General features: G+C 50.0%; 23 protein-coding genes. 10 read left to right on the top strand and 13 right to left on the bottom strand.

Annotated elements, in window-relative coordinates; genetic code table 11:
• Together HC229_RS02960 and HC229_RS02955 are read left to right on the top strand one after the other, a co-directional pair.
• Positions 1-195, top strand: coding sequence for a hypothetical protein (locus HC229_RS02960; protein ID WP_191018941.1), 195 nt, complete (start codon positions 1-3; stop codon positions 193-195).
• Positions 173-724 carry a Smr/MutS family protein gene (locus HC229_RS02955; protein WP_191018940.1) on the top strand — a complete coding sequence of 184 codons (552 nt, stop codon included), beginning with the start codon at positions 173-175 and terminating at the stop codon, positions 722-724. The genes HC229_RS02960 and HC229_RS02955 overlap by 23 nt, the downstream gene beginning before the upstream one ends.
• Here HC229_RS02955 and HC229_RS02950 read toward each other — a convergent pair whose 3' ends face one another.
• Complete coding sequence (locus HC229_RS02950; protein ID WP_191018939.1) at positions 725-1,720, bottom strand: membrane lipoprotein lipid attachment site-containing protein; 996 nt, start codon at positions 1,718-1,720, stop codon at positions 725-727.
• A 120-nt stretch (positions 1,721-1,840) separates the two neighbouring features.
• On the opposite strand from HC229_RS02950, the gene HC229_RS02945 reads away from it, so the two are divergent.
• Both HC229_RS02945 and HC229_RS02940 read left to right on the top strand, forming a co-directional pair.
• The gene (locus HC229_RS02945) at positions 1,841-3,940 is read left to right on the top strand and encodes a glycoside hydrolase family 97 protein (RefSeq protein WP_191018938.1); all 2,100 of its coding nucleotides are present in this window, start codon (positions 1,841-1,843) and stop codon (positions 3,938-3,940) included.
• A 25-nt stretch (positions 3,941-3,965) separates the two neighbouring features.
• Positions 3,966-5,093: a cysteine desulfurase family protein gene (locus tag HC229_RS02940; RefSeq protein ID WP_191018937.1), complete on the top strand. Its 1,128-nt coding sequence runs from the start codon at positions 3,966-3,968 to the stop codon at positions 5,091-5,093.
• Here the strand turns inward: HC229_RS02940 and HC229_RS02935 are convergent.
• Positions 5,090-5,431: a nuclear transport factor 2 family protein gene (locus HC229_RS02935; RefSeq protein ID WP_191018936.1), complete on the bottom strand. Its 342-nt coding sequence runs from the start codon at positions 5,429-5,431 to the stop codon at positions 5,090-5,092. The genes HC229_RS02940 and HC229_RS02935 overlap by 4 nt on opposite strands.
• Before the next feature lie 9 nt (positions 5,432-5,440).
• Positions 5,441-6,841 carry an alpha-amylase family glycosyl hydrolase gene (locus tag HC229_RS02930; protein ID WP_223845500.1) on the bottom strand — a complete coding sequence of 467 codons (1,401 nt, stop codon included), beginning with the start codon at positions 6,839-6,841 and terminating at the stop codon, positions 5,441-5,443.
• 148 nt (positions 6,842-6,989) lie between these two features.
• On the opposite strand from HC229_RS02930, the gene HC229_RS02925 reads away from it, so the two are divergent.
• The 3 genes from HC229_RS02925 (at position 6,990) to HC229_RS02915 (ending at position 8,982) form a co-directional block, all read left to right on the top strand.
• Positions 6,990-7,400 carry a DoxX family protein gene (locus HC229_RS02925; RefSeq protein ID WP_191018935.1) on the top strand — a complete coding sequence of 137 codons (411 nt, stop codon included), beginning with the start codon at positions 6,990-6,992 and terminating at the stop codon, positions 7,398-7,400.
• A 233-nt stretch (positions 7,401-7,633) separates the two neighbouring features.
• The gene (locus HC229_RS02920) at positions 7,634-8,629 is read left to right on the top strand and encodes an aldo/keto reductase (RefSeq protein WP_191018934.1); all 996 of its coding nucleotides are present in this window, start codon (positions 7,634-7,636) and stop codon (positions 8,627-8,629) included.
• Complete coding sequence (locus tag HC229_RS02915) at positions 8,629-8,982, top strand: hypothetical protein (protein WP_191018933.1); 354 nt, start codon at positions 8,629-8,631, stop codon at positions 8,980-8,982. Before HC229_RS02920 ends, HC229_RS02915 begins: the two co-directional genes overlap by 1 nt.
• A gap of 236 nt (positions 8,983-9,218) precedes the next feature.
• Here HC229_RS02915 and lpdA read toward each other — a convergent pair whose 3' ends face one another.
• Both lpdA and HC229_RS02905 read right to left on the bottom strand, forming a co-directional pair.
• Entirely contained in the window at positions 9,219-10,607 is a 1,389-nt protein-coding gene (gene lpdA / locus HC229_RS02910) for a dihydrolipoyl dehydrogenase (RefSeq protein WP_191018932.1), read from the bottom strand.
• A gap of 183 nt (positions 10,608-10,790) precedes the next feature.
• Complete coding sequence (locus tag HC229_RS02905) at positions 10,791-11,258, bottom strand: cupin domain-containing protein (RefSeq protein WP_191018931.1); 468 nt, start codon at positions 11,256-11,258, stop codon at positions 10,791-10,793.
• Positions 11,259-11,401: 143 nt separating this feature from the next.
• On the opposite strand from HC229_RS02905, the gene HC229_RS02900 reads away from it, so the two are divergent.
• Positions 11,402-12,043 (top strand): CPBP family intramembrane glutamic endopeptidase, encoded by a 642-nt coding sequence (locus tag HC229_RS02900; protein ID WP_191018930.1) that lies wholly within the window; start codon positions 11,402-11,404, stop codon positions 12,041-12,043.
• Here HC229_RS02900 and HC229_RS02895 read toward each other — a convergent pair.
• Positions 12,034-13,800, bottom strand: a complete 1,767-nt coding sequence (locus tag HC229_RS02895) for an ABC transporter ATP-binding protein (RefSeq protein WP_191018929.1) — start codon at positions 13,798-13,800, stop codon at positions 12,034-12,036. The two genes, HC229_RS02900 and HC229_RS02895, sit on opposite strands and share 10 nt — an antisense overlap.
• A complete protein-coding gene (gene truA, locus HC229_RS02890; protein WP_191018928.1) occupies positions 13,797-14,558 on the bottom strand; it encodes a tRNA pseudouridine(38-40) synthase TruA in 762 nt (253 codons plus the stop codon). The genes HC229_RS02895 and truA overlap by 4 nt, the downstream gene beginning before the upstream one ends.
• A 277-nt stretch (positions 14,559-14,835) precedes the next feature.
• Here truA and HC229_RS02885 point away from each other — a divergent pair, with 277 nt between their 5' ends.
• A complete protein-coding gene (locus HC229_RS02885) occupies positions 14,836-15,330 on the top strand; it encodes a metallophosphoesterase family protein (RefSeq protein ID WP_191018927.1) in 495 nt (164 codons plus the stop codon).
• Between the two features lie 187 nt (positions 15,331-15,517).
• On the opposite strand, the gene HC229_RS02880 is transcribed toward HC229_RS02885, so the two are convergent.
• From HC229_RS02880 to HC229_RS02865, 4 genes are all read right to left on the bottom strand, one after another.
• Complete coding sequence (locus HC229_RS02880; protein ID WP_191018926.1) at positions 15,518-17,224, bottom strand: sensor histidine kinase; 1,707 nt, start codon at positions 17,222-17,224, stop codon at positions 15,518-15,520.
• Positions 17,218-17,499, bottom strand: coding sequence for a hypothetical protein (locus tag HC229_RS02875; RefSeq protein WP_191018925.1), 282 nt, complete (start codon positions 17,497-17,499; stop codon positions 17,218-17,220). The genes HC229_RS02880 and HC229_RS02875 overlap by 7 nt, the downstream gene beginning before the upstream one ends.
• Positions 17,500-17,510: 11 nt before the next feature.
• On the bottom strand, positions 17,511-18,173 hold the full coding sequence (locus HC229_RS02870) for a response regulator (protein WP_191018924.1): 663 nt from the start codon (positions 18,171-18,173) through the stop codon (positions 17,511-17,513).
• A 154-nt stretch (positions 18,174-18,327) separates the two neighbouring features.
• The gene (locus tag HC229_RS02865; RefSeq protein WP_191018923.1) at positions 18,328-18,738 is read right to left on the bottom strand and encodes a DUF4293 domain-containing protein; all 411 of its coding nucleotides are present in this window, start codon (positions 18,736-18,738) and stop codon (positions 18,328-18,330) included.
• Between the two features lie 177 nt (positions 18,739-18,915).
• On the opposite strand from HC229_RS02865, the gene rho reads away from it, so the two are divergent.
• Positions 18,916-20,754 carry a transcription termination factor Rho gene (gene rho, locus HC229_RS02860; RefSeq protein WP_191018922.1) on the top strand — a complete coding sequence of 613 codons (1,839 nt, stop codon included), beginning with the start codon at positions 18,916-18,918 and terminating at the stop codon, positions 20,752-20,754.
• A gap of 330 nt (positions 20,755-21,084) precedes the next feature.
• On the opposite strand, the gene HC229_RS02855 is transcribed toward rho, so the two are convergent.
• A complete protein-coding gene (locus tag HC229_RS02855) occupies positions 21,085-22,161 on the bottom strand; it encodes an endonuclease (RefSeq protein WP_191018921.1) in 1,077 nt (358 codons plus the stop codon).
• 162 nt (positions 22,162-22,323) lie between these two features.
• Positions 22,324-23,391, bottom strand: a complete 1,068-nt coding sequence (locus HC229_RS02850; protein WP_191018920.1) for an endonuclease — start codon at positions 23,389-23,391, stop codon at positions 22,324-22,326.
• Positions 23,392-23,395 lie beyond the last annotated feature (4 nt).

The raw sequence follows: 23,395 nt of genomic DNA, 5'->3' as shown, positions 1-23,395 counted from the left end.
ATGAAAAACTGGTTTTACATGGTGATCGTCGCGGGACTTGCCCTGGCGTTTTACGAGCAATCCAAGGAGCATCCCAATCCCGTTGTGATGGCATTGGCCGTCATAGCGTTTATGTTGGGCATCATGAAACTCAGCTCCAAAATACCTTCCAAACACAACGAAGACGAACACGATGAAACTTCAGATAGGGGATAGAGTAGCGGTGCTCGACGATGCATTCGAAGGCATTGTCTCCAGCGTCCAAAACGACAGGGTCACGATTGAAACGACCGACGGTTTTCAGATGACATATTTTGTCAATGAGTTGATTAAGGTAAACGATTCCAAAGAGTTACGCAATCAAATCGGAAGTTTTAATCCACATCAGGTAAAATCGACTAAGGAAGAACCTAAACGTCATGTGTCGGGTCCGAAAAAAAAGGTCAAAGGGGAAATTCCGCCTCCTGAATTCGATCTTCATATCGAGAAGCTCGTCAAAAATCACAAGCACCTGACCAATTTCGATATCCTCACGATCCAACTCGATACGGCGAAAAGACACCTCGATTTTGCCATGAGGAACCGCATTCCCAAGATCGTCCTCATCCATGGCGTCGGCGAAGGCATCCTGAAGTCGGAGCTGGATTTCATGCTCGCGCGATACGACGGAATCGACTTCCGCGAAGCAAGCTTTCAAAAGTACGGGCAGGGTGCGACCGAGGTGTATTTTCGGCAGAATTCCTAATTAGGGAACATACTCGCCGTAAAGCAAATCATCGGCAATCTTAAATGAAAGCGATCCGTCGTTTTCGGTCAGGGTCACATTCTTGAGCCTGATTTCGTGCGTGAATACGCCTCCGACGGTTGTAGTGGTCACTTCGACAATCCCGCTGACGCCGGCAACGCCATCTTCCCCGAGCCAGACTTCCGACGGAGCCGGACTTGGTGTGGAACTCGACAGCAGCGCGCAGAAATTTTCATTCGTCAGCAAGTTGAGATTGGTGCCTTCGGGGAACCTCAGGAAAGTTACGGTGTTTGCGTTTCCTGAAATCAGGCCCACTTTTGGCGTGTTCAAAACCGTTGTATCGAGCAGGGCCGGGTCGATATCGATTGCAAAGGCAGTGGCGGCGTTCTTTTTAAACAGGATGCCATTGGCGCACCCATTGGCGATATTGGTGTAGCCGTTGAGCTCCGGGGCCGTGAATGCCACGTCGTAATTGCCGAATTCCACAATCGGGTCGATGATAGGATTGGCCGGCGTGCTCCAGCTTACATTGCGCACGACGATTGCGTGACGCAGCTCATTGATCCTTTCGCCTCCCTGGAATCCCGGCGTAGTGTTGGGAATCTTCAGTGCGATGGTGGTAATTTCGAGGTTTCCGGCTGTGGCTTCCCATTCTTCGATCACTCTTGGCGTGGGCGGTTGTATGCTTGCGCAGATGTTGGCCTCCACAGGTTCCCCGTTGTACACGCGGTAAACGAGCCTGGCGGTCGTGTTTCCTATAAGAATGATTTTCGGGCTCCCTTCGAGCGTCGGCACGGCTGGCAGCACGGTATTGAGGTTGACGAGTTCAAGAATCATCGCCTGCCTGTCGGTCATTTTGTAGAGAATGTCCGATTCGGTGGCCGAACACGCTTCCACCTCGGCATCGGCCAGGTCGATTTCTTCGGATATCAGGTCGCCGTCGTCACATCCGCTAAGGGCAAAAACGAAAAACAGGGTCGCAATGATTTTTTTCATGACAATTATTTTGGGCAAAAATAAACGTTTTTCGATAGCCGTTACCGAAGGCATTCGCTATTAGAACAATTTTAACCGATATTAGTATCTTTGCTCTCCTTCCAAACCTTCGAACATCCGATGAAAAAATTGATTTTCCTTTCCCTTGCGTTGAGTCCGATGGCGGCATCCGCACAACTGTTGATGTCTCCTTCTAAAGAACTCAAAGCCGAATTCAAGCTCGTGGACAATGGCAAACCCGCCTACACGCTTGAATACAAAGGGCGTCCGATAATCGAGCAAAGCCTTCTCGGGCTCGTGCTGGAGCAACCGCAAACGCTCGATGCCGATTTTAAAGTCGTCCGGACACAGGTGGCCACGGGAGACGAAACCTGGTCGCCTGTGTTGGGCGAACAATCCTCGATACGCAACCACTATAACGAACTGAAGGTCGAACTCTTGCAAACGACGACCGAGCGCAAGATGAACATCGTGTTTCGCCTCTACGACGAAGGTCTTGCGTTCCGATATGAGTTCCCGAACCAATACCGATGGAAATATTTCAAGGTCACACGCGAAATCACCGAATTCAACCTGACCGGCGATCACAAGGCATTTTGGATTCCGGGCGATTTCGACAGCCAGGAATATGTGTATACGGAATCGGCGCTTTCGCAAATCAACGGCGACCAGTCCCAAATCAGCAATGGTATAGGATTTAAAGGCCCGATGGAAGCCACGCGTGTGCAATCGCCGCTTATGATGAAAACCAACGACGATCTTTACCTCAATATTTTCGAGGCTGCCGTCGTGAACTATCCGGTGATGCACCTGAACCTGAATCCGAAGACGTTTACGTTCCGGGCCGATCTCGCGCCCAATGCGATCGGCGATCTCGCGTATCTCGAGACGCCTTGCAAGTTGCCTTGGCGAACCGTCATGGTTTCGGACGACGCCCGCGATATCGTCGGATCCCGCCTGATCCTGAACCTCAACGATCCTTCCAAAATTGACGACACGAACTGGATCAAACCGATGAAATACGTGGGCATCTGGTGGGAAATGCACGTCGGGAAATCGACGTGGGATTACGCCGGGTCGCAAAATGCACAGAACGCGCAACCGGGCGTCCTGATTCCGACGGGAAAACACGGAGCCACTACGGAGAACGCCAAAACCTATATCGATTTTGCCGCCAAACACGGTTTCGATGGCGTGCTTATCGAAGGATGGAACGTCGGTTGGGAAGATTGGTTCGGCAACTGGAAGGAAGAAGTTTTCGACTTCGTGACGCCTTACCCGGATTTCAATATTTCAGAAGTTACCGCTTACGCCAAAAGCAAAAACATACAATTGATCATGCACCACGAGACTTCAGGTTCGGTTTCGAATTACGAAAGAAGGCTTGACCGCGCGTTCGACCATATGAAAAAATACGGTTACAACGCCGTGAAATCCGGATATGTCGGACGCATCATCCCAAGAGGTGAATGGCACGACGGCCAAATTATGGTGAACCATTTCAATTGGGTCGTACAGCGTGCCGCCGAAAAGAAAATCATGGTGAATTCCCACGAATCGTCACGTCCGACGGGTGTCCACAGAACCTGGCCGAATTACGTCTCAGCCGAAGCAGCACGCGGGAACGAGTTCAACGCCTGGTCAAACGGAAATCCACCGGCACACGAAACGATTTTGCCGTTCACGCGCCTGCTCGGTGGCCCGATGGATTACACGCCCGGGATTTTCGAGATCAGGATGAGTGCTTACGAACCGTCAAAGAAAGAACAAGTGCAGACAACGTTGGCCAAACAATTGGCGTTGTACGTCACGATGTATTCTCCAATCCAGATGGCGGCCGACCTGCCGGAAAATTACGACAAGCATGCCGACGCTTTCCAGTTCATCAAGGACGTTGCCGTAGACTGGGACGACACCAAAATACTCGAAGCGGAACCTGGTGATTACCTTACGATGGCGCGCAAGGCCAAAGCGAAAGACGCCTGGTTCGTGGGTGCGATCACCGATGAAAATGCACGCAAGACGACGATCTCATTAGGATTTCTTCCGGCTGGCAAAAAATACAAGGCCGTTATTTACGAAGATGCGAAGGACGCCGACTGGCAAAAGAACCCGAAAGCATACGCCATCCGTACGATTGAAGTAAGTTCCAAATCGAAGATCGAGCTCGCTCTGGCGCCCGGCGGCGGCACGGCTATCAGCATTTTGCCTCTGAAATAAAGACATCACAACCCAAAAAAATCAAATGAATACCGTTTATCTAGACAACGCGGCCACGACACAACTACGACCGGAAGTCGTCGCCGAAATCGCAAAAGTACTTTCCGAAGACTTCGGCAATCCTTCGTCGACCCATAGTTTCGGGCGACATGCCAAGGGTGTGATCGAAACGGCAAGAAAGTCGATCGCTTCCAATTTGGGTTGTCTGGCCCAGGAGATCGTATTTACATCGGGCGCGACCGAAGCCAACAACTGGATCATCAAAAGCGCGATTTCCGACTTTAAGGTAGAGCGCATCATCACCACCAAAATCGAGCACCACGCCGTGTTGGAAACCGTTGAGCACCTCGGCCGCGAATTTTCGATTGACGTGCAATTCCTCAATATCGCCAATAACGGAGAAGTGGACCTTTCCCAACTTGAGGCGCTGCTTGCCGAAAACGTACCCACGCTTGTCACGTTGATGCACGTCAACAACGAAGTCGGAACGGTTCTCGACTTGGTCAAAGTGGGCAATCTGTGCAGGCAATACAATGCCTATTTTCATTCCGATACCGTCCAGTCGATTGGCAAGGCGGAGTTCGATCTCAAGCAACTCCCGATCGATTTCGCCGTGGCAAGTGCCCACAAGTTTCACGGCCCGAAAGGGATCGGTTTTGCGTACATCCGCAAAGGATTGATCGTGAATCCGATGATGTTCGGAGGCGAGCAGGAGAAGGGAATCCGACCCGGAACCGAAGGTGTCCACAATATCGCGGGAATGGCCAAAGCGCTTGAGCTCTCTTACAGTAATTTGTCAGATGAACGAAGTTATATCGCTGGTTTGAAAGCCTATGCGGTAACGTCATTGACGAAAGCTTTCGGGGAAATTAAAGTGAACGGTAGCGCCGAAAACGGTTTTTACAACATTCTCAACGTCTGTCTTCCGATGGAGGAGCAAAAGGCGCTGATGATCCTTTTCAACCTCGACATGAGAGGCATCGCGCTCTCCCGCGGAAGCGCCTGTCAATCCGGAAGCGCCAAACCTTCTCACGTTTTGGCCGAGATGCTGGCAGACGAAGACATCCGAAAACCGTCGTTGCGTATTTCATTCAGCCATTACAATTCAAAAGCGGATATAGACGTTTTGATCGAGGCATTGAAAACGATTTAAATTGCGATGACGAACGCCTTGAGTTGCGCCATTTTTCCATCGCGGAAAAGCCAGACATCGCAATAAGAGTAATTTGTCGACTTTCCATCGCTGTCCGTCAACGAGATGGTCCCGATTGCCGTGACGAATTCGTTTGCGGCGATCATGTTTTCGACTGCGAACCGAGGTGGCTCGAGGTATTCGGATGCCATCCACTCTCGCACGGCTTCTTTTCCAGTGAGCGTCTTATCGCCAATGAATTCCCACGTCGTGTCTGCTGTGCAAAATGCCAGGAATCCTTCGTAATCGCCTTTTTCGATCGCGGCGTTGGCCTTTTCCAATATCGATTTATTATCCATGGTTTATGTTTAGTTGGTCGAAGTTGTCAGCACGAGATAGCCCCAGGGCTTAAGATCGAGTGCGTCGCTTCCGGTAAATACGATTTGCTTGTCGGAAAATACTTCGCGATAAGTGCCTTTGAGATATTTCGTATCCAGCCGTACCGACACCTTTTCTGCGCTGTAATTCACGATCGAGACCACGCGGTTGCCGTCTTTCGTGCGCGAAAAAGAAATGACCTTGTCCAGCTTATCGTTGTATAGCCGAATCATGCGCCCGCCGTGGTTGCCGTTCCAAAGCGCCCTGTTGTCGTGCTTAAGGTCGAAAAGCGCCTTGTAGAGCGGGGCATAGGCCAAATTTGACCAATCGATTTCGTCTTTGTCGAAAAATTTCAGCGAGCGGTCGAGCCCGGCTTCCTGTCCGCCGTAACACAATGGCATACCGTTGATGGTCCCGCACAAGACCATGGAAGCTTTTAGCGCCGGTCCGAAGTTTTTTATTTGGTTGCCTTCCCAGGAATTCTTGTCGTGATTGTCGGTAAACAACATACGGTAGCCGTCTCTAGGAAACGTGCTTTCGTCGTGTGCGAGATATTCCACGAGTTGTCCGATGCCCTTCCCATCGCGTGTCACGGCTGTCATCGCATTCCAAAGCGACCAGGAATAGGTGGCATCAAAGGCATATTCGTGCAGATCGCGCGATTCCCATTCCCCAAGCATGAAAACAGGTTTGACCGCATCGAGTTCCGCTCTGGCATTGTTCCAGAAATCCGTCGGGATAAAGCCCGCGGTATCGCAACGGTAGCCGTCGATGTCGAAATCCCTGACCCAGTAAACGAGCGCTTCGGTCATGTATTGGCGGAGTTCGGGATTGTCATAGTCGAAATCGATGACGTCGTCCCAATCGTACCAGGGCGTCGGCTGGAAATGGCCCTCGGGCGTTTTGGAATACCAATCCGGATGCTGTTTGGCCAACGGATTGTCCCAGGCGGAATGGTTTCCGACCCAATCGATGATGACGTACATGTCCATCTCGTGTATCTTTTGGATCAGGTGCCTGAAATCGGCTTGGCTACCGAACTCCGGGTTCACGCCAAAATAATCCTTGACGGAATATTCGCTCCCGAGGGTTCCCTTGCGCTTTTCGACACCAATCGGGTGGATCGGCATAAGCCAGATGATGTCTACGCCCATGTCTTTCAGGCGCGCCAAATGAGATTCGAACGCCCGGAAGGTGCCTTCTTTGGTGTATTGTCGGATATTGACTTCGTAAATCGTCGCGGCCTTTGCCCAATCCGGATGGTTGACCTTGACGTATTCGACGGGTTTATATTTTGTCGAATCTCCATCCAATTTTTTACCCGACCCGTCGCAATTGCAAAGCAACATGGCCAAAATTAATCCAAAAATGAGCAGGACGCTTGATTTCATGATATACGATTAGATACTTAAATGTAACCAATTCAGGGCAAACGACTGCGCGCGAACGTCCTTTTGCAAGTTGATGCCGCCGTTAAAAAGTAGTACGCCAAAAAAAGTAAGGCCGTTATTGTGTAAATTAGTGACAAATCAAATCGCGATGACACACTACAATTACGCCTATTTTGCCGCCCGGCTGCCAATCGGGTTTTCGTTTTTCGGGCATGGCCTGGTGCGCTTGCCCAAAATGGAGGATTTTGCCGGTTGGATGGTCTCGGCGATGGAAAATTCCATGCTGCCCGCCGAAATCGTCAGGCCGTTCGCCTACGTTTTACCAATAGCGGAACTTTTGATCGGGCTGCTTGTCCTGGCCGGGCTCTTTACGAGACAGGCACTTTTTGCAGGCATCATGACGATGTCGCTTTTGGTTTTCGGATCCACGACCATCGAAGATTGGGGCGCCATCACCGGCCAATTGTTTCACGCAGCGTATTTTGCCGTCCTGTTGTGGCTCGTTCCCTATAATTCGGTCGCCCTTGACAAGTTGCGGCAGCAATCCACCGATTATTGATGGGGCGTGACGGCGGATCCACATCAAGCCATGATACGAATACTGTCGCCGCCGTCGGGCTTTTGCCACTCGCTTTTGCTGCGCTACACTGCGCAAAGAGCTCAAACAATGGCGCAATCCCTCACGCGGAACCGTATCGTAGAATTAAGAATCAAGCATTAGTAATGAACAGCAGTCCGAAACTTTAGCCGAAGTGAAAAGGCATGTAATCAACAAATACGAAAACGTAAAAAATGAAATACAGGAAACTAGGACAAACAGATCTCCATCTCTCCACGATCGCATTTGGTGCCTGGGCGGCCGGAGGCTGGATGTGGGGCGGGAACGAGTCGAATGACGCTATCCGCGCGATTGAGGCTGCATTCGACCAGGGTGTCAACGCCATCGACACGGCCCCGATTTACGGCCAGGGAGCGAGTGAACAGATCGTAGGGGAAGCATTGATGGGCATTCCGCGCGACCAGGTACACATACTTACCAAGTTCGGGATGCGTTGGGATTTGGCAAAAGGCGACTTTGCGATGAAAAGCCAGAACAACCTTGGCAAGGATATCGACATTTACAAATTTGCGGGTGCCGAAAGCGTAATCAAGGAATGCGAAGACAGTTTGCGCCGCCTGCGGACCGATTATATCGATCTGTATCAAATCCATTGGCCGGATTCCACAACGCCGATTGAGGAAACCTTTAAGGCCGTAGACCAACTCATGCGCGATGGGAAAGTGCGCTATGCGGGCGTCTGCAATTACAACACTGCTCAAATGGCCGAAGCCGAAAAATATGTTGCGCTTGCTTCCAATCAGGTTCCGTATTCAATGTTGAGACGCGATATCGAAAAAGAAATGATTCCGTATTGCATCGAACATCACAAAGGAATCCTCGCTTACAGCCCGATGGACCGCGGTTTGCTGACGGGAAAAATGAAGCCTGGCCAGTCCTTTTCGGAGGGCGACCATCGCAAGGACTTGTGGCAATTCAAAGATGAAAACATCAGGCGCACCAACGAGTTCCTGCAAAAAATAAAACCCATAGCCGACGAGAAAAACCTTTCGATCGGTCAACTTGTTTTGCTCTGGACGCTAGAACAGCCCGGCATTACAATAGCACTTGCCGGTGCCCGAAACGAGCAGCAGGCCGTCCAGAACGCGAAAGCCGTCGACCAATCGCTGACTGACGATCAGGTGGCGCAAATTACCGAAGAATTGTCGAGGCTCGAACTGATTCGCTGATGGCTGCTCTAACGTCTTTTTCCCTGATTGTGCCGCTTTTGCTCCAATTGTATTTTGGCAGGGCCGGCCTTTCGGCGAAAAAGTTCGCATTGCTTGTGCTCGCTACGACATTCCTGCAGTTTGCCCTTATCGTGGCCGCCGCCAGTATCGCTGCTTCCGAATCCGCTGCCCAAGGCCTTAAATGTGGAATGCCGTCTGCGCGTGTGGCCTTCCTGGGATTGCATTGGGTTGCTGATGTGGATCGTGGCCATTGTGCAGGCGGTCGTGATTTTCTTGCGCAAGTCGCGTTCCGGACGAGATTCGCGTTAGGGATGGAAGCGGCATCCTTTTGCCTGAAAACGCGGAGGTTTTGAAAACCTTTGTAGAAGGGCAAAAGATACAGCGCACAGCCCGACGGCGCAAGGCAACCGAGGCGAAGCCGAATCACCGAAATGGCTATGACCACTTTGCGCCTTGCGTCCGGAACGCCCAAACAGGAAGTGGCGACAGTAAAATAGGGCAAAGACGACTATTCCCAATAAAAAAATCCGCCTTTCACAGCGGATTTTTCGTTTCGATATTTGGCCAGCACTTTTTGGTGCCGGTCGTGTCACAAGTGAATCACTTCTCCGTACGCATCGGCGGCGGCTTCCATGACGGCTTCGCTCATGGTAGGGTGAGGGTGAACCGACTTGATGATTTCGTGTCCCGTCGTTTCCAGTTTGCGCGCAACTACTGCTTCGGCTATCATATCGGTAACGCCGGCACCGATCATGTGGCAGCCGAGCCATTCGCCGTATTTGGCGTCGAAGATCACTTTTACGAATCCATCGGGCGTTCCGGCAGCTTTCGCTTTTCCGGAGGCCGAGAACGGGAATTTGCCGATCTTGAGTTCGTACCCTTTTTCCTTGGCTTGTTTTTCGGTCATGCCGACGGAAGCGATCTCCGGAGTGGCATACGTACAACCCGGGATGTTACCGTAATCGATCTTGTCGACGTGCAACCCTTTGATCTTCTCGACACAGGTAATGCCTTCGGCAGACGCGACGTGGGCCAACGCAGGTCCGGGAACGACGTCGCCGATAGCGTAATAACCCGGAATGTTGGTTTGGTACCAGTCGTTTACGAGGATCTTATCGCGATCAGTAGCGATGCCGACTTCTTCAAGGCCGATATTTTCTATGTTGGATTTGATTCCGACGGCTGAAAGCAGGATGTCTGCCTCGATGATTTCTTCGCCTTTAGCGGTCTTGACGAACGCTTTCACGCCGTTTCCGCTCGTGTCGATGCGTTCTACCGAGGAACTCGTCATGACTTTGATACCGGCTTTCTTGATCGAACGCTCGAATTGTTTCGAGATGTCTTCGTCTTCCAAAGGCACGAGGTTCGGAAGGAATTCCACGATCGTGACTTCGGTTCCCATCGAATGGTAGAAGTGGGCGAATTCGACTCCGATCGCACCAGATCCTACGACGATCATCGATTTGGGTTGTTCCGGAAGCGTCATCGCCTGTCGGTAACCGATTACTTTTTTGCCATCCTGCGGGATGTTCGGCAATTCGCGCGAACGGGCTCCGGTGGCAATGATGATATGGTCGGCTGAATATTCGGTCTTGTTGCCGTCTTTTGACGTGACGTCCAATTTTTTTCCTGGCTTCAATTTGCCCGATCCTTCGATAACGTCGATCTTGTTTTTCTTCATCAGGAACTGGATCCCTTTGCTCATCCCGTCAGCGACACCGCGCGAACGCTGGATCACGGCGGGAAAATCCTTGTCGTAGGCCGTTACGGTAAGTCCGTAATCGGAGGCGTGTTTGAGGTAATCGAAAACCTGAGCCGATTTCAAAAGTGCTTTCGTAGGAATACATCCCCAGTTAAGGCAAATCCCACCGAGGCTTTCCTTTTCGACAACAGCGGTCTTGAATCCCAGTTGCGCCGCGCGGATGGCAGCTACATAACCGCCGGGACCGCTTCCCAAAACTATAACGTCGTATTTCATATTGACTATTTTTTGCAGTGCGAAAGTACGGAAATTAGTGGTGAAGTGCAAGAGTTGCGAGATAGAGCGGGTGAGTCGGGCGAAATCGCGATTAACGCGGGTAATTTTTACGAAAATGCCGAAGTAATCCCTCGACGGAATCACCTCGGCACTTTTCACTTCAGTACTTCAGATTCGGATGCTTCACAAGAACCGAATCCCTTGCCTGGCGCAGATCGCACTCACTTTCTCAAAATCCGGCGGACCGGGAGGCAAGGCGGCTAACGACTCGAACATTTCCTCGATTCCGGAGGGAATGACCGTCACGATCGCTTTGCACTTCACATTGCCGACGACCTTGAAGGCGTGCGGGATCATGCGCGGCAAAAAGATCATATCGCCTTTTGACAAAAGCGTTGTTTTGCCCTGTGTCTCGAATTCCATCTGGCCTTCGATGATATGGAAGATCTCGTCTTCATTTTCGTGAATGTGCATCGGGATGCCGACTCCGGGCTCGTTGTAGTTTTCGACGACCGTAAAGAGCCCGTCGGTATCTTTTCCTGACAATTTGATGGTTTGTACGTCGCCGAGCACATTTTGGGACTGGCCTTGCCCGTTCAGGATGATTTTTGGCAGCGCGGTCGCGAACGCCGTCTCGTTGTTTCCGTTCATAACTGTTTCGATAATTGATGATGATTAAAAGAGCAATTATACGGCATGTTGCATTGATTGCCAAACTTTTATAGTGGGTAATTGGGCCCATGTAACGTTTGGAAGGAGATGTGGTCATATGACGCAATCGTCAATCATCAATCATGAAATACCTATCAACTCCATCGGGAGCGGCGCTCGCCTTGGCATTGGGATTCGCTTTGTTGTTCAATCCGCTGACCCGGTTCCCGTTCACGATGATCGTGGTAATCGGATTTGTGTTGCTCTTAACCTGGATTCGATTTAAGTCCGTTAGCAGGTTGGGATTCGCGTCTTTCAGGTGGAGGGAATTGGAAATTGCCTTGGCGCTGTTCGTTCCGCTGGAAATTGCGATGGACTTCCTGATACAACCCGAAGCCAGCCTGATTTTCAAAGAACCAGCCGATTACTCGGCATTCAACTTTATAGAAGGCGACTTGCCGAATTATTTAAAATATTTGGCCTTTATGTGGATTTCGGCCGCGTTTGGGGAAGAATTGTTTTTCAGGGCATTCGCATTCCTGCAATTGGAAACCGTATTCGGACGGAGGGATTCGCTAAACGTCTTGTTATCGGCGATTTTGTTTTCGTTGCCTCATTTGTACCAAGGACCAACGGGATTGGTCGTCACGTTCGCTTTCGGGCTGGCGTTCGCTGCGGTTTATGCCAAGTGGCGCAACATCTGGATCAACATCGTCATTCACGGCCTCGTCGATACGCTTTTCCTGACACTGGCTTATTTTGGGATGTTGTCTTTTTACGATTGATTCTCTTCTTCGACCAAAAACTGGGAGAAATACAGGTTGCGGTAATAACCTTCGCTTTTGCCGAGCAATTCCTGATGGGTTCCTTCTTCTACGATAAGGCCTTTGTCCATCACGACGATCTTGTCGGCTTTGACCACGGTCGCCAAACGGTGGGCGATCACGATAGAGGTGCGTCCCGCCGTTATGGTTTCGGTTGCACGTTGGATGAGTTCTTCCGTATATGTGTCTACAGATGATGTCGCTTCATCCAAAATCAGGATACCGGGATTGCTCACGAAAGCACGCAGGAACGCAATGAGCTGGCGTTGGCCCGAGGAGAGCATGACGCCCCTTTCCTTGACGTTGTAATCGTACCCGCCGGGCAGGCTCATGATGAATTCGTGAACGCCGATGCGGTTCGCTGCGTTGATCACATCCTGGCGCGAAATGTCAGGGTTGTGGAGCGTGATATTGTTGAGTATCGTGTCGGCGAACAGAAAAACATCCTGGAGTACAATGGCGATTTGTTTTCGCAGCGATTTAAGCCTGTAGTTTCGGATGTCTTCCCCATCAATGGCGATACTGCCGTCGTTGATTTCGTAAAAGCGGTTGAGCAGGTTGATGATGGTCGATTTTCCGGCTCCCGTCGATCCTACTATCGCAACGGTCTGGCCCGCATTCACGGTAAGATCGATGCCCTTTATGACCTCGTCCTTGCCGGTGTAGCTGAAACGTACGCCCTGGAAGGCAATGTCGCCCTTGAACGCCGGCGCTTCGATTTCGCCCGTCTTCTGGACTTCATCGGTAATGTCGAGAATTTCGAAAACGCGGTTGGCCGATATCATTCCCATCTGCATTTCGTTGAATTTGTCCGCAATTTGACGCAAAGGGTTGAACAGCATCGCGATACACATCGTGTAGGTGGTCATGTCGCCGAACGACGTGGTCTGGTCTCCTCCCAAAATCAGCGTAGAAGCGTAGTAAATCACCGCTCCGAGCGTAAAGGCTGAAATGATGTCCGCGATGGGGAAGAAAATGGAGTTGTATAAAATTGTCTTGACCCAGGCTTTTCGATGTTTGTCGTTGATCTCGCGGAACTTTTGCGCCTCTATGCGTTCGCGGTTGAACAGCTGCACGATCTTCATTCCGGTCACGCGTTCCTGGACAAAAGTGTTCATGGCGGCCACCTGGGTACGCACTTCTTCGAACGCCAATTGCATCTTGCGTTGAAAAATGCGGGTGACGTAAACCAAAACAGGCATCGCCAAGACCGCGATCCAGGCGAGTTTCCAGTTCATCGCGAACATAAAAATCAACACGGCGATCATTTTGAGCATGTCCGAAATGATCATGAAAAGTCCCTGGCTGAAAATGCGCGCGATTTGTTCGATATCCGAAACCGAACGCGTCACGAGCTGTCCGACGGGCGCGTTGTCGTAATATTTCATACGAAAACTGAGCAAATGCCGGAACAACTTATTGCGGATGTCTTTGATGATATCCTGGCCGAGCCAGTTGGCCCAATACACGAAATAAAACTGAGAAAAAACCTCGAGCATGAGTACGATTCCCATAAGGCCGACATAAAAAAGCAAACCTTGTCCATCGTGCCGGGCCACGTAGTCGTCAACAGTACTTTTGAGCAAATAAGGTCGCAATGCGGCAAAGATGGAAAGCAATATGGCCGAAACGACCACGCCGTAGAAACGCGCGCGATACGGTTTCGTGTACTGTAAAATTCGCGAAAACAGGCGGGTATCGAATGCTTTTGCCTTCATGGATGCGACTGGGTTGCTGGTGGTTTTATGTAATCGTATTTGATCGCGACAAGATACAAACCTTTCGCAGGAACCGAAAATCCGGCCTTTGAGCGGTTCTTGCTTTCGATTATCGTATTGAATTGCGCTACGGTGGTTTTTCCCAGGCCGACCTGGATGAGCGTACCTACGATGGCCCTGACCATGTTTCTCAAAAAGCGGTCTGCGGAAATGGTAAATATCAATCGGTCGCCAAGCTGTTCCCAATGCGCCTCGGTGATGTTACAGCGAAACGTCCTGACGTCCGTGTTGGTTTTCGAGAAACTTTCAAAATCCTCGTGGAGCAACAGTTGACGGGCTGCGAGGTTCATCTGCTCGAGGTCGAGTCTGCGCGAATGCTGCCAGCTGAGCTGCTCTAAAAATACATTTTTTTTCGTGTGGATATGGTATTCGTAAGTGCGAGCCGTCGCGTCGAAGCGGGCATGTGCGTCGTCATGTGTAGGGATGATGTCGGACACGGCAATGTCCTGGGGCAAAAACGAGTTCAATCTATGGAGGAGGACCGGAATTTCGAAAAAGGCTTCGGTATCGAAATGTGCGTACATCAGTTTGGCATGGACACCGGTATCGGTTCTGCCGGCTCCGACGATGGTGATGGTTTCTCCGAGAAGCGTCGACAGCGATTTTTGCAACGTTCCCTGCACGGACGCCGCATCGGGTTGGATCTGCCAGCCGCAATAGTGAGTGCCGTTATACGAAAATTCGAGGAAGTAGCGCATGTTGTAACGTCTGCATCGAGCCGGGATTCGCGGCTTGTCGCGGAACGCAAAAGTACGGATAATATCTCACTCAAAAGTCGGCCGAACTGTTAGCAAACGTTAATAAAACGCAAGTTGTTTTTGTACTTTTGCCTAGCCCCGATGGAAGCGGTCAGCCTTTTGAAATACGCAGGCTGCTTTTTCGCCACGGTGAAGGCGACCGGAGGAAGCCTGAAGCGAGGCAGAAAAAGCAAGGCGGATGAAAAAGCTGGAAGCGGACAGCGGGAAATAGCTTCAGATGAAAAAAATACTACTGCTTTCTGACACCCACGGCCATATCGACGAGGTGATCCTTAAATATGTGGCCCAGGCCGACGAGGTTTGGCATGCGGGCGATATCGGCGACCTTTCGGTGACTGATTCTATCAAAACCGTCAGGCCGTTGCGTGCCGTTTACGGCAATATTGACGGGGCCGCGGCCCGCCTTGAGTTCCCGTTGCACAATCGGTTTATGTGTGAGAACGTCGAGGTTTGGATCACGCATATCGGTGGTTATCCCGACAAATACAATCCTCAAATTCGCGATGAATTGAAGCGAAATCCTCCCAAAATTTTTATTTGCGGTCATTCGCACATTCTCAAGGTCATGTTCGACAAAAAGTTGGGCTTGCTTCACCTGAACCCGGGAGCGGCCGGTAAAAGCGGTTTTCACCAGGTTCGGACGATGTTGCGCTTTGTAATTGACGGAGAAAATATCAGGGACATGGAAATTGTGGAATTGGGGAAGAAGTGAGGGGATTTGCGCTTGAGGTTTTTGCAGGTTGTTTGGTGTGAGGCGTAGGGGGCCGCCCCCCGGGACAAAGATTGCAATAATAATCGACAAGCGTCGGTAGTCAAACGTTTGTATTCGTTTGTAAGCGTTTGTTGTCGTTTGTAAACGTTTGTTGTCGCTTAAAAACAATTCGATTGCCTCGCCCGAATCACAGCGGTACCCAAATTTTGATAGTGGTTCCCTGACCGACCTTGCTCGCTACATTGACCTTACCCTGCATGGACGAAATTCTTGCCTTGATCTGCGTAAGGCCGAAACCGTCTGGTTTTGTAATGTCGAAACCCTGGCCGTTGTCTTCGAGCGAGATGTTGAGGCCATCCTCGACATTTACGTCCAATTTCGCAATGGTCGCTTTGCTGTGTTTGAGTGCGTTGTTCAGCAATTCGCTTGTGATAAAGTAGATTTTAGTTTCGAAATCCTCGGGATAACGCGCTACTTTGCCGTTGTCCGAATATTGAAAACTCAGGTTGGGCGTAGAATATTTCTCGCACATGTCTTCGAGGGCATACGCCAAACCGAATTTTGCCAAAAGGGTAGGGACGAGCTCGTGAGAAAGGTCGCGCACCTTGTCATGGGCTTCCTTGAGGATGTTGCGTGTTTTGGAAATCTCTTCCGAGGTGTTGCCTTGAGCGGATGAGAACGCCATGAGCTGCAATCCGGCCGAGGAGAGCAACGCACTGATGTTATCGTGTAGCACGGCTGCGATTTCCTTGCGCTCCACTTCCCTCGCATCGAGCGTTGCAGAAAGCAGATTTTGCTGGGTTTCGCGCTCGATCAACGCGATTTTGTTCGTTTGCTTGAGTTTGTTGTTCTGGTAAAAGAAATACAAAAGGATCAGAGAAATGACGAAAACCGCAATCACGATCAGGTAGACGAGGCGCTCCCGGCCTTGTTTTTCATCTTTCTCCTTCAGCGCGTATTTGGTCTTCATATCGCGCAGGGCGCTGTTGACCTCTTCTCCGTAAAGGTCGTCCTGAAGCTCGATCGATTTTTCAGCATATGAATAGGCCTCTTTGTAACGTCCCAGTCCTGCCAGTATTCCCGAATAGGTGTAGTAATAATCTCCCTTGTCCGATGAAGTCGTATCATGTGCTATCAATGAGAGCAGTTCGTCGTAATATGTTTTCGCTTCGGCAAACTTGTTCTCTTTATAATACATCGCGGCTTGATTATTTAGCGTTGCCACGAGCATTTTCTGCCAATTCGACTTCCTCGCGTGAAAGATAGACGTGTCGAGATATTTCCGTGCTTTTGCGGTATCTCCGACCGTGATGTAATAAACAAAAGAGTTGTTGTGGGCGATCGCATAGCCTTCATGAGTTCGCTTGGCGGTCATGAACTTATTTGCTTTTGCCATATAATATTTTAGGCTGTCCCGATTTGAGAATCGGTAAAACTTGAAAAGTCCCTGTACAAGGTCATCTTCCAAACTATCGTTCGGAATGTGTTTTACCAGCGCCAATCCTTGGTGGTAATTTTTTATCGCGGCCTGGTTGTCGAGCCGATTGCCGTACAGCTTGCCCATTTCCTTGAACACATAGGCTCGAAGGATAGCGTCGTCACTTTCCTCGGACGCTGCCAGAGCGCGGTAGAGCGTCTCCATGGCGCGTTCGCCGGCACCGAGTTTTTCAAACACCGCGGCCCGCCTAATCAGCAGCCGGCAATGTTCGACGAGATCTCTTTCTTTCGCGTAGTGGGCCAACGCTTTGTCCGAACACTGTAGCGCCTTGACATATTCACCTCGGGAAAAATAAATGTTGAAAGAGTCCTTACGTACAGTCATGGACTGGGCGTAAAGACCCTGGACGATCAAAACGACTACGCAAGTCAGCGTCGATTTCATCTCTTTTAGCAAACGACTACTATTTTCGGCTTTTTAACACCTCCCTGATCTGGTTGGTCAAATTCCACCGTGAGGCCGGTGCGGGACGAAATGTAGTTTTCTGTGTTTGAAACGAAGTTAGTAGAAGGTTGTGTTTGACCCGGTTTCAGGGAGATCGAAATACAAAATTGGCCTGACGATCCGGTTGAGCGATAGTTGCAATTGTTCGGAATATAGAACTCCATCGTGTAATTTTGATCGTCGTTCGTGCTTAGGACATAAGTGCCCAGATAGGAAAATGTTGGCATAAGTTGGCTATTTAAAGATTGACTAGGTTGTTTTTGATGGCGTACTTCACGAGCCCTACGGACGATTTTACCTCGAGTTTCTTCATGAGGTTCTTGCGGTGGGTTTCTACCGTGTGCTGGCTGATGAAGAGTTCTTCCCCGATTTCCTTTCCGCTGTATTCGAGGGAGATCAGTCGGATGATGTCGAGTTCGCGACCGGTAAGGTTGGTCTGGAAAGTGCTGGCCGAAGTATTGACTTTCGGATTGTTCTTGGCGAACGTGTTGAAAATTTTGTCGCTGATGGTCTTGCAGAAATATTCTTCTCCATTGTAAACCACTTGTATGGCCTCAACGATATTTTCCCCTGCGCACTGTTTGGTCATATAACCCGATGCGCCGAGTTTCATGACTTCTCTTACCAATTTGAGATCGTCATAGCTGGAAAGGACGATTATCCGAAAAGGAAGGGTTTGGGTGCCAAGTCCTCGCAAAACTTCAAGACCGTCTTTGACCGGCATGTTGATGTCCATTACCAGAATGTCGGCGTTTTTTGAAGCGGCGTCCTGTATGAGGTTTTCTCCGTTGAGGGAATAACCCACAACCTCGTATCCGGATTGCGTTTTAAGTACGGCCTGCATACCATCTATAAGAAGCTGATGGTCATCGGCCAGATAAATGTTGATCTTCGGGTTCATTTGTTTGGTATTGCTTTCAAATGTAGCATAAATAGTGACACTTGCATATCCCTAATTTTAGGGATATTTAGCCGCTACCGATATTCGGTAACAAAAAAACCCGGACGTGAATCCGGGCTTTTCTTCGCACTAAAATAAACTAAGTTTCATCGGATTATCGCAACCTGTCGACAGATTTTACGAGATCTTCGTCCTTCTTGATGGCCTTATTCGCAAGAACAAGGAAAACGATAGAAACGATAGGAAGAAACATCCCAATACCTTTCTCAGACACGACAGGCGCGTCTCCAGATACATTTAGCGATCGGTACAGAAATAACCCTAACAAAATTAAACTTAATATCATGTTCAGCCGGTTCATCACGAACTGCTGTTGTCTTTTCTTGAACGTCAGGATGGCCAGCAAAGCAAGCGTCGTGCTCAACCCAAAGAGTATCGAATAAACTGACGACTGCATAAAGAAAACCGGTTTGCCGTCCTGTGTCCACAACGGAAACACAAAAGGCAGCACGCCACTCGCCACAAAAGCGAAAATAAGGTAAACGGTTTGGATTCGCTGGAGCATCCGGCATTTTTTTAGTTCCGCAAAAATAATTTTTCTTTTTGATAATTGCTATTGGAAAAAACATTTTTATTCGTAATATTGCATCAGGTAACCGTAAGTACTTCAACAACGGTTCGTTAAACCACCACCCATTTTTCTATTGCATTTCCATTCCCACTTAATCCCCATCTTTCATTCATGTTGGATATTTCTTCGTTAAAAGAGCTGAAGCTTCCAGAGCTCCAGGATCTCGCCAAAGCGCGAAAAATTAAATTCGCCGGGATAAAAAAAGACACACTGGTATATCAAATATTGGATCACGACGCTGCCAACCCTAAACCTGGCCAGCCGGAGGTCAAACAAGATAAACAAAAACGCGCCCGCATCGGCAACGACCGCTCTCAGGATCAGGATCAACCGCAACCTCCTGTAGCGAAAGAAGTTCCGCAAACCGAGATGGCGTTTGCAGAACCGGAAGCCGCACCTCAGGAAAATGTCCAAAAAACCGATTTTCCAAAAGGAAAGCGGGGCCGTAAACCGGGAAGTTTCAACAAGACCGCCGAAAACGCCGCCACGCCCGCCGCAGAAGCCGCTCCGTCGACCGAATACAAGACTGAAACAGTCGAGACGCCCGTGGCTGCGGAACCTGTGCAGGAAAAACCGCAGAACAGGCATCAGCACCAAAACCAGAAAGGACAGCCGCACGGCAACCAAGGAAATCAAAACCAAGGCAACCAAAGCCAGGGCAACCAAAACGGTAACCAAAGCCAGGGTAGCCAGAACGGTAACCAAAACCAGGGCAACCAGAACGGCAATCAAAGTAATGGTAACGCTCAAAACGGGAATGCACAAGGCCAGCACCAGAACCAAAAATTCAGCAAGGACAAGAAAACGACGAATTATCGCGATGCAGATTACGAATTCGACGGAATAATCGAGAGCGAAGGCGTTCTGGAAATGATGCCTGACGGATATGGTTTCTTGCGATCTTCGGATTACAATTACCTCGCTTCCCCTGACGATATTTATCTCTCGACTTCCCAAATCCGCCTTTTCGGGCTCAAAACAGGCGACACTGTAAAAGGAGTGGTGCGCCCGCCGAAGGAAGGCGAAAAGTTCTTCCCGCTTGTGCGCGTCCTGAAAATTAACGGACACGATCCTCAAATTGTGCGCGACAGGATTTCCTTCGAACATTTGACGCCGGTTTTTCCTACCGAAAAATTCAAGTTGGCCGAAAAGCAGAGCACGATTTCCACACGCATCATCGATTTGTTTTCCCCTATCGGGAAAGGACAGCGCGGCATGATCGTCGCCCAGCCTAAAACGGGTAAGACGATGCTCCTGAAGGATGTCGCCAACGCGATCGCCGCCAACCATCCTGAGGCCTATCTTTTGGTGTTGCTGATCGATGAGCGCCCTGAAGAGGTTACGGACATGCAACGCAGCGTGCGTGGTGAAGTGATTGCGTCGACATTCGACCGCGAACCGCAGGAACACGTCAAAATCGCTAACATCGTACTTGAAAAAGCCAAACGTCTCGTAGAATGCGGACATGACGTGGTGATCCTTCTCGATTCGATTACGCGTCTGGCACGGGCGTACAACACGGTTCAGCCTGCTTCCGGAAAAGTTCTTTCGGGAGGTGTGGATGCCAATGCGCTTCAGAAACCGAAACGTTTTTTCGGAGCCGCGCGCAACGTAGAAAACGGAGGTTCGTTGAGTATCATCGCAACGGCTTTGACCGAAACCGGTTCCAAAATGGACGAGGTGATCTTTGAGGAATTCAAAGGAACCGGCAACATGGAATTGCAGCTCGATCGAAAAATCGCCAATAAACGCATTTTCCCGGCCATCGATTTGATGTCTTCGAGCACGCGCCGCGACGATTTGCTTCTCGACGACAGCACGTTGCAAAGAATGTGGATCATGCGCAAATACTTATCGGACATGAATCCCGTAGAAGCTATGGATTTCATCAACGACCGTTTCAAGAAAACGAGAAACAATGAAGAGTTCCTGGTTTCGATGAACAATTAGTGATTCTACTTATCGCTTGAATAAAAAATCCCGGTCTATTGGCCGGGATTTTTGTTGGGCTCTTCAGAAATATTTTCCCGCAGATTCGAATGTGAGGTGCATTCGCGAATTCGCGGCTAAGCATTTAAACCGCCGGATTATCGGCCGGGATTTTTGTTGGGCTCTTCAGAAATATTTTCCCGCAGATTCGAATGTGAGGCGAATCGCGGCCAAGCATTTTAAACCGCCGGACTATCGGCCGGGATTTTTGTTGAGCTCTTCAGAAATTTTTCCCGCAGATCCGAATGTGATGTGCATTCCCGCGGCCAAGCATCTTAAAGTCCCGCCGGTTTATTGCACAATAAGCTTCTTGGTCGTCCCGCGGTTTCCCGCCGACATTTTCACAAAATAAAAGCCGTTTGGCAGGTCCGAAATCACAAGCGTATTATTTTCAAAAGTAGGCCTTTCGATGTGCCGAATGACCTGTCCGTTGACGTTGACGATTTCGACTGCATCGATTTCTATTTCCGATTGGATCGAGAAACGGCCGTCATTGCTTGGATTTGGATAGATCGAAACATTGTCCAAAGCAGAAAACGCTTCGTTTGCCAATGCGCATCCCGCCGACCAAATAGCGCACGCATACTCCGGGTGATCGATGAACGGGTTACGATTGCCTTGATACGCATAAATCGCGTTGTTCCTCGCTATTTCCCTTGGGCTTACAGGATCTTGTTGGTGCCACTGCAGCAGTATCGGCAAAAACCAATTGCTGAAAACCTGTTGGTTCGTGCCGTCCAGCATAGCGTGCTCGTAATTTCCCACGGTATTGTGGTAGCGGACGCCAAAATAGAGAATGCATCTTGCAACGTCTCCTTTGAATTCGTCGATTGGCTCGAATGCCTTTTGGGAATAACCGGCCGTGGAATTATTGCCGAGCTTCGATCCGTTTGTCGAAGTCCAGGTCGGGTTATTCACGACGCCAAAAGGAAAGTTGTTGCGCATTCCATTGACCTTTCCGTCAGTCGGTATGACGTGATGCGGATCGGAAACCATTGGGGACGCCTCGTTGAAAACGCTTTGCGGCATCAAGTGTTCGCGGTTGTAACAGTCGCCTTCCACAGCATAATTGCCGCAGCGGTCGTTTGAATTCGTAGCCGAATATGTATACGAATCGGTTCCGCCGGGCTTTTCCGAATATACGTCGAGAATAGTGCCGTCGTTTTCGTAAAAATAATCGCGATCTGACGTCTGGTAGCACACGTACAACTGATTGTAAGACTTCGTCGTATGTCCCTTGATAATGTTGTACAGCTGCGTCTTAAGCGCATAGCCCGAACCGGTAGCATTGTTGTAGTAGCCCGCAGGGATTTGGGCAAAAGCGCCGAGTCCAAAGATCAGGAAGCAGCAGTGTAAAAATGTTCTCATTAAATTTATTTTGGACGGCAAGTGTAATGGGAAATGTCGTTCAGCGGCAAACTTTAACTTTTGATGAACAAACAGTTAAGTGGACGAACCACAACGTGGAAGGAGGTAACGATCGGACAAAAAAAAAGCTCCCGGCCTGGGAGCTTGTGATGCTTTTAACTATCAGTTGACGAGTACTTTCTTGACCATCGACTTGTTGTCCGATGTAATCCGCATCAGGTAAAATCCTTTCGGCAGGTTGTCGATACTGAACGTATTATCTGAAAATACTGGGTTTTGGACACGCATGATGACTTGTCCGTTGACCGAAATGATTTCGATTTCCTCAAGATCGGCCTCGCTGCTGATGTTGATTTTGCCGTGCGTCGGATTCGGGTAAACCGACACCGAAGTCTCCCACGCATAGTCGACGGTAGAAAGGTTCGGCCAGCGGTTCTGTGCGACAGGACCTCCCCAGATGACAGTGGCCAGGTACGGATTGTCGATAAACGGGTTGCGGTTTCTCTGGGCGAACGCCCCATTGCTGTCCATATAGCTGTTGCGGTTGTCCTCGTACTGTGAAACAGGATCTTCGGCATTCCATTGCAGGAAGATCTGAGGCATGTTGGCGTCGGTCGAAGCCGTTGCGCCCAATCCCACTGCTGTCGGAAGACACTGGCTGCCGTAGCGCAGGTACATGTACATCATCATCCGGGCGATATCGCCTTTCCACTCGTCTCCGGGATACCAACCCGAACCGGACGTTCCCGAAGGTATTCCCGAGCCCGACGCGAATTTCAGGTTGCCGCGCATGTTGTTGCGTTGCACATCCGAAGCGCGCAAATGATGGGCATCGGCTCCCGGACCAGTTTGACCCAATGCAGGGTTGCCGAGCGCCTGGGCGAAAGTGTGTTCGCGGTTCCACTCACCCAAATCTCCTCCGTTCTCGAATCGGTCGCGGGAACGGTCGTTTGTATCGTCACCGTCAGCGCCGTTTTCCCATCCGTAAACCAATAGTACATTGCTGGTATTCGACGGGTCGCGGTCTACAAGTTGCAAAGCATCCCAAACTTCCGAATAACTAAGGTTGTTCGTATGCTTGTTGATCGTCAGTGTTGCCAATGCGGTTCTCAGGGAAGTTCCCGTAAGCGTCCAGTTGAAGCCGTTGTAATATGGAGCCGCGGGTGCGCCCTGTTGGGCAAATGCAAGTGAAGAGAGGGCAGTGGCGACTAATGCGTAAAATTTTCTCATTTGG

It is taken from the genome of Flavobacterium selenitireducens (assembly GCF_014748335.1).
Taxonomy (GTDB): Bacteria; Bacteroidota; Bacteroidia; order Flavobacteriales; family Flavobacteriaceae; genus Flavobacterium; species Flavobacterium selenitireducens.
This window is presented reverse-complemented; position numbering and strand designations above follow the sequence as displayed.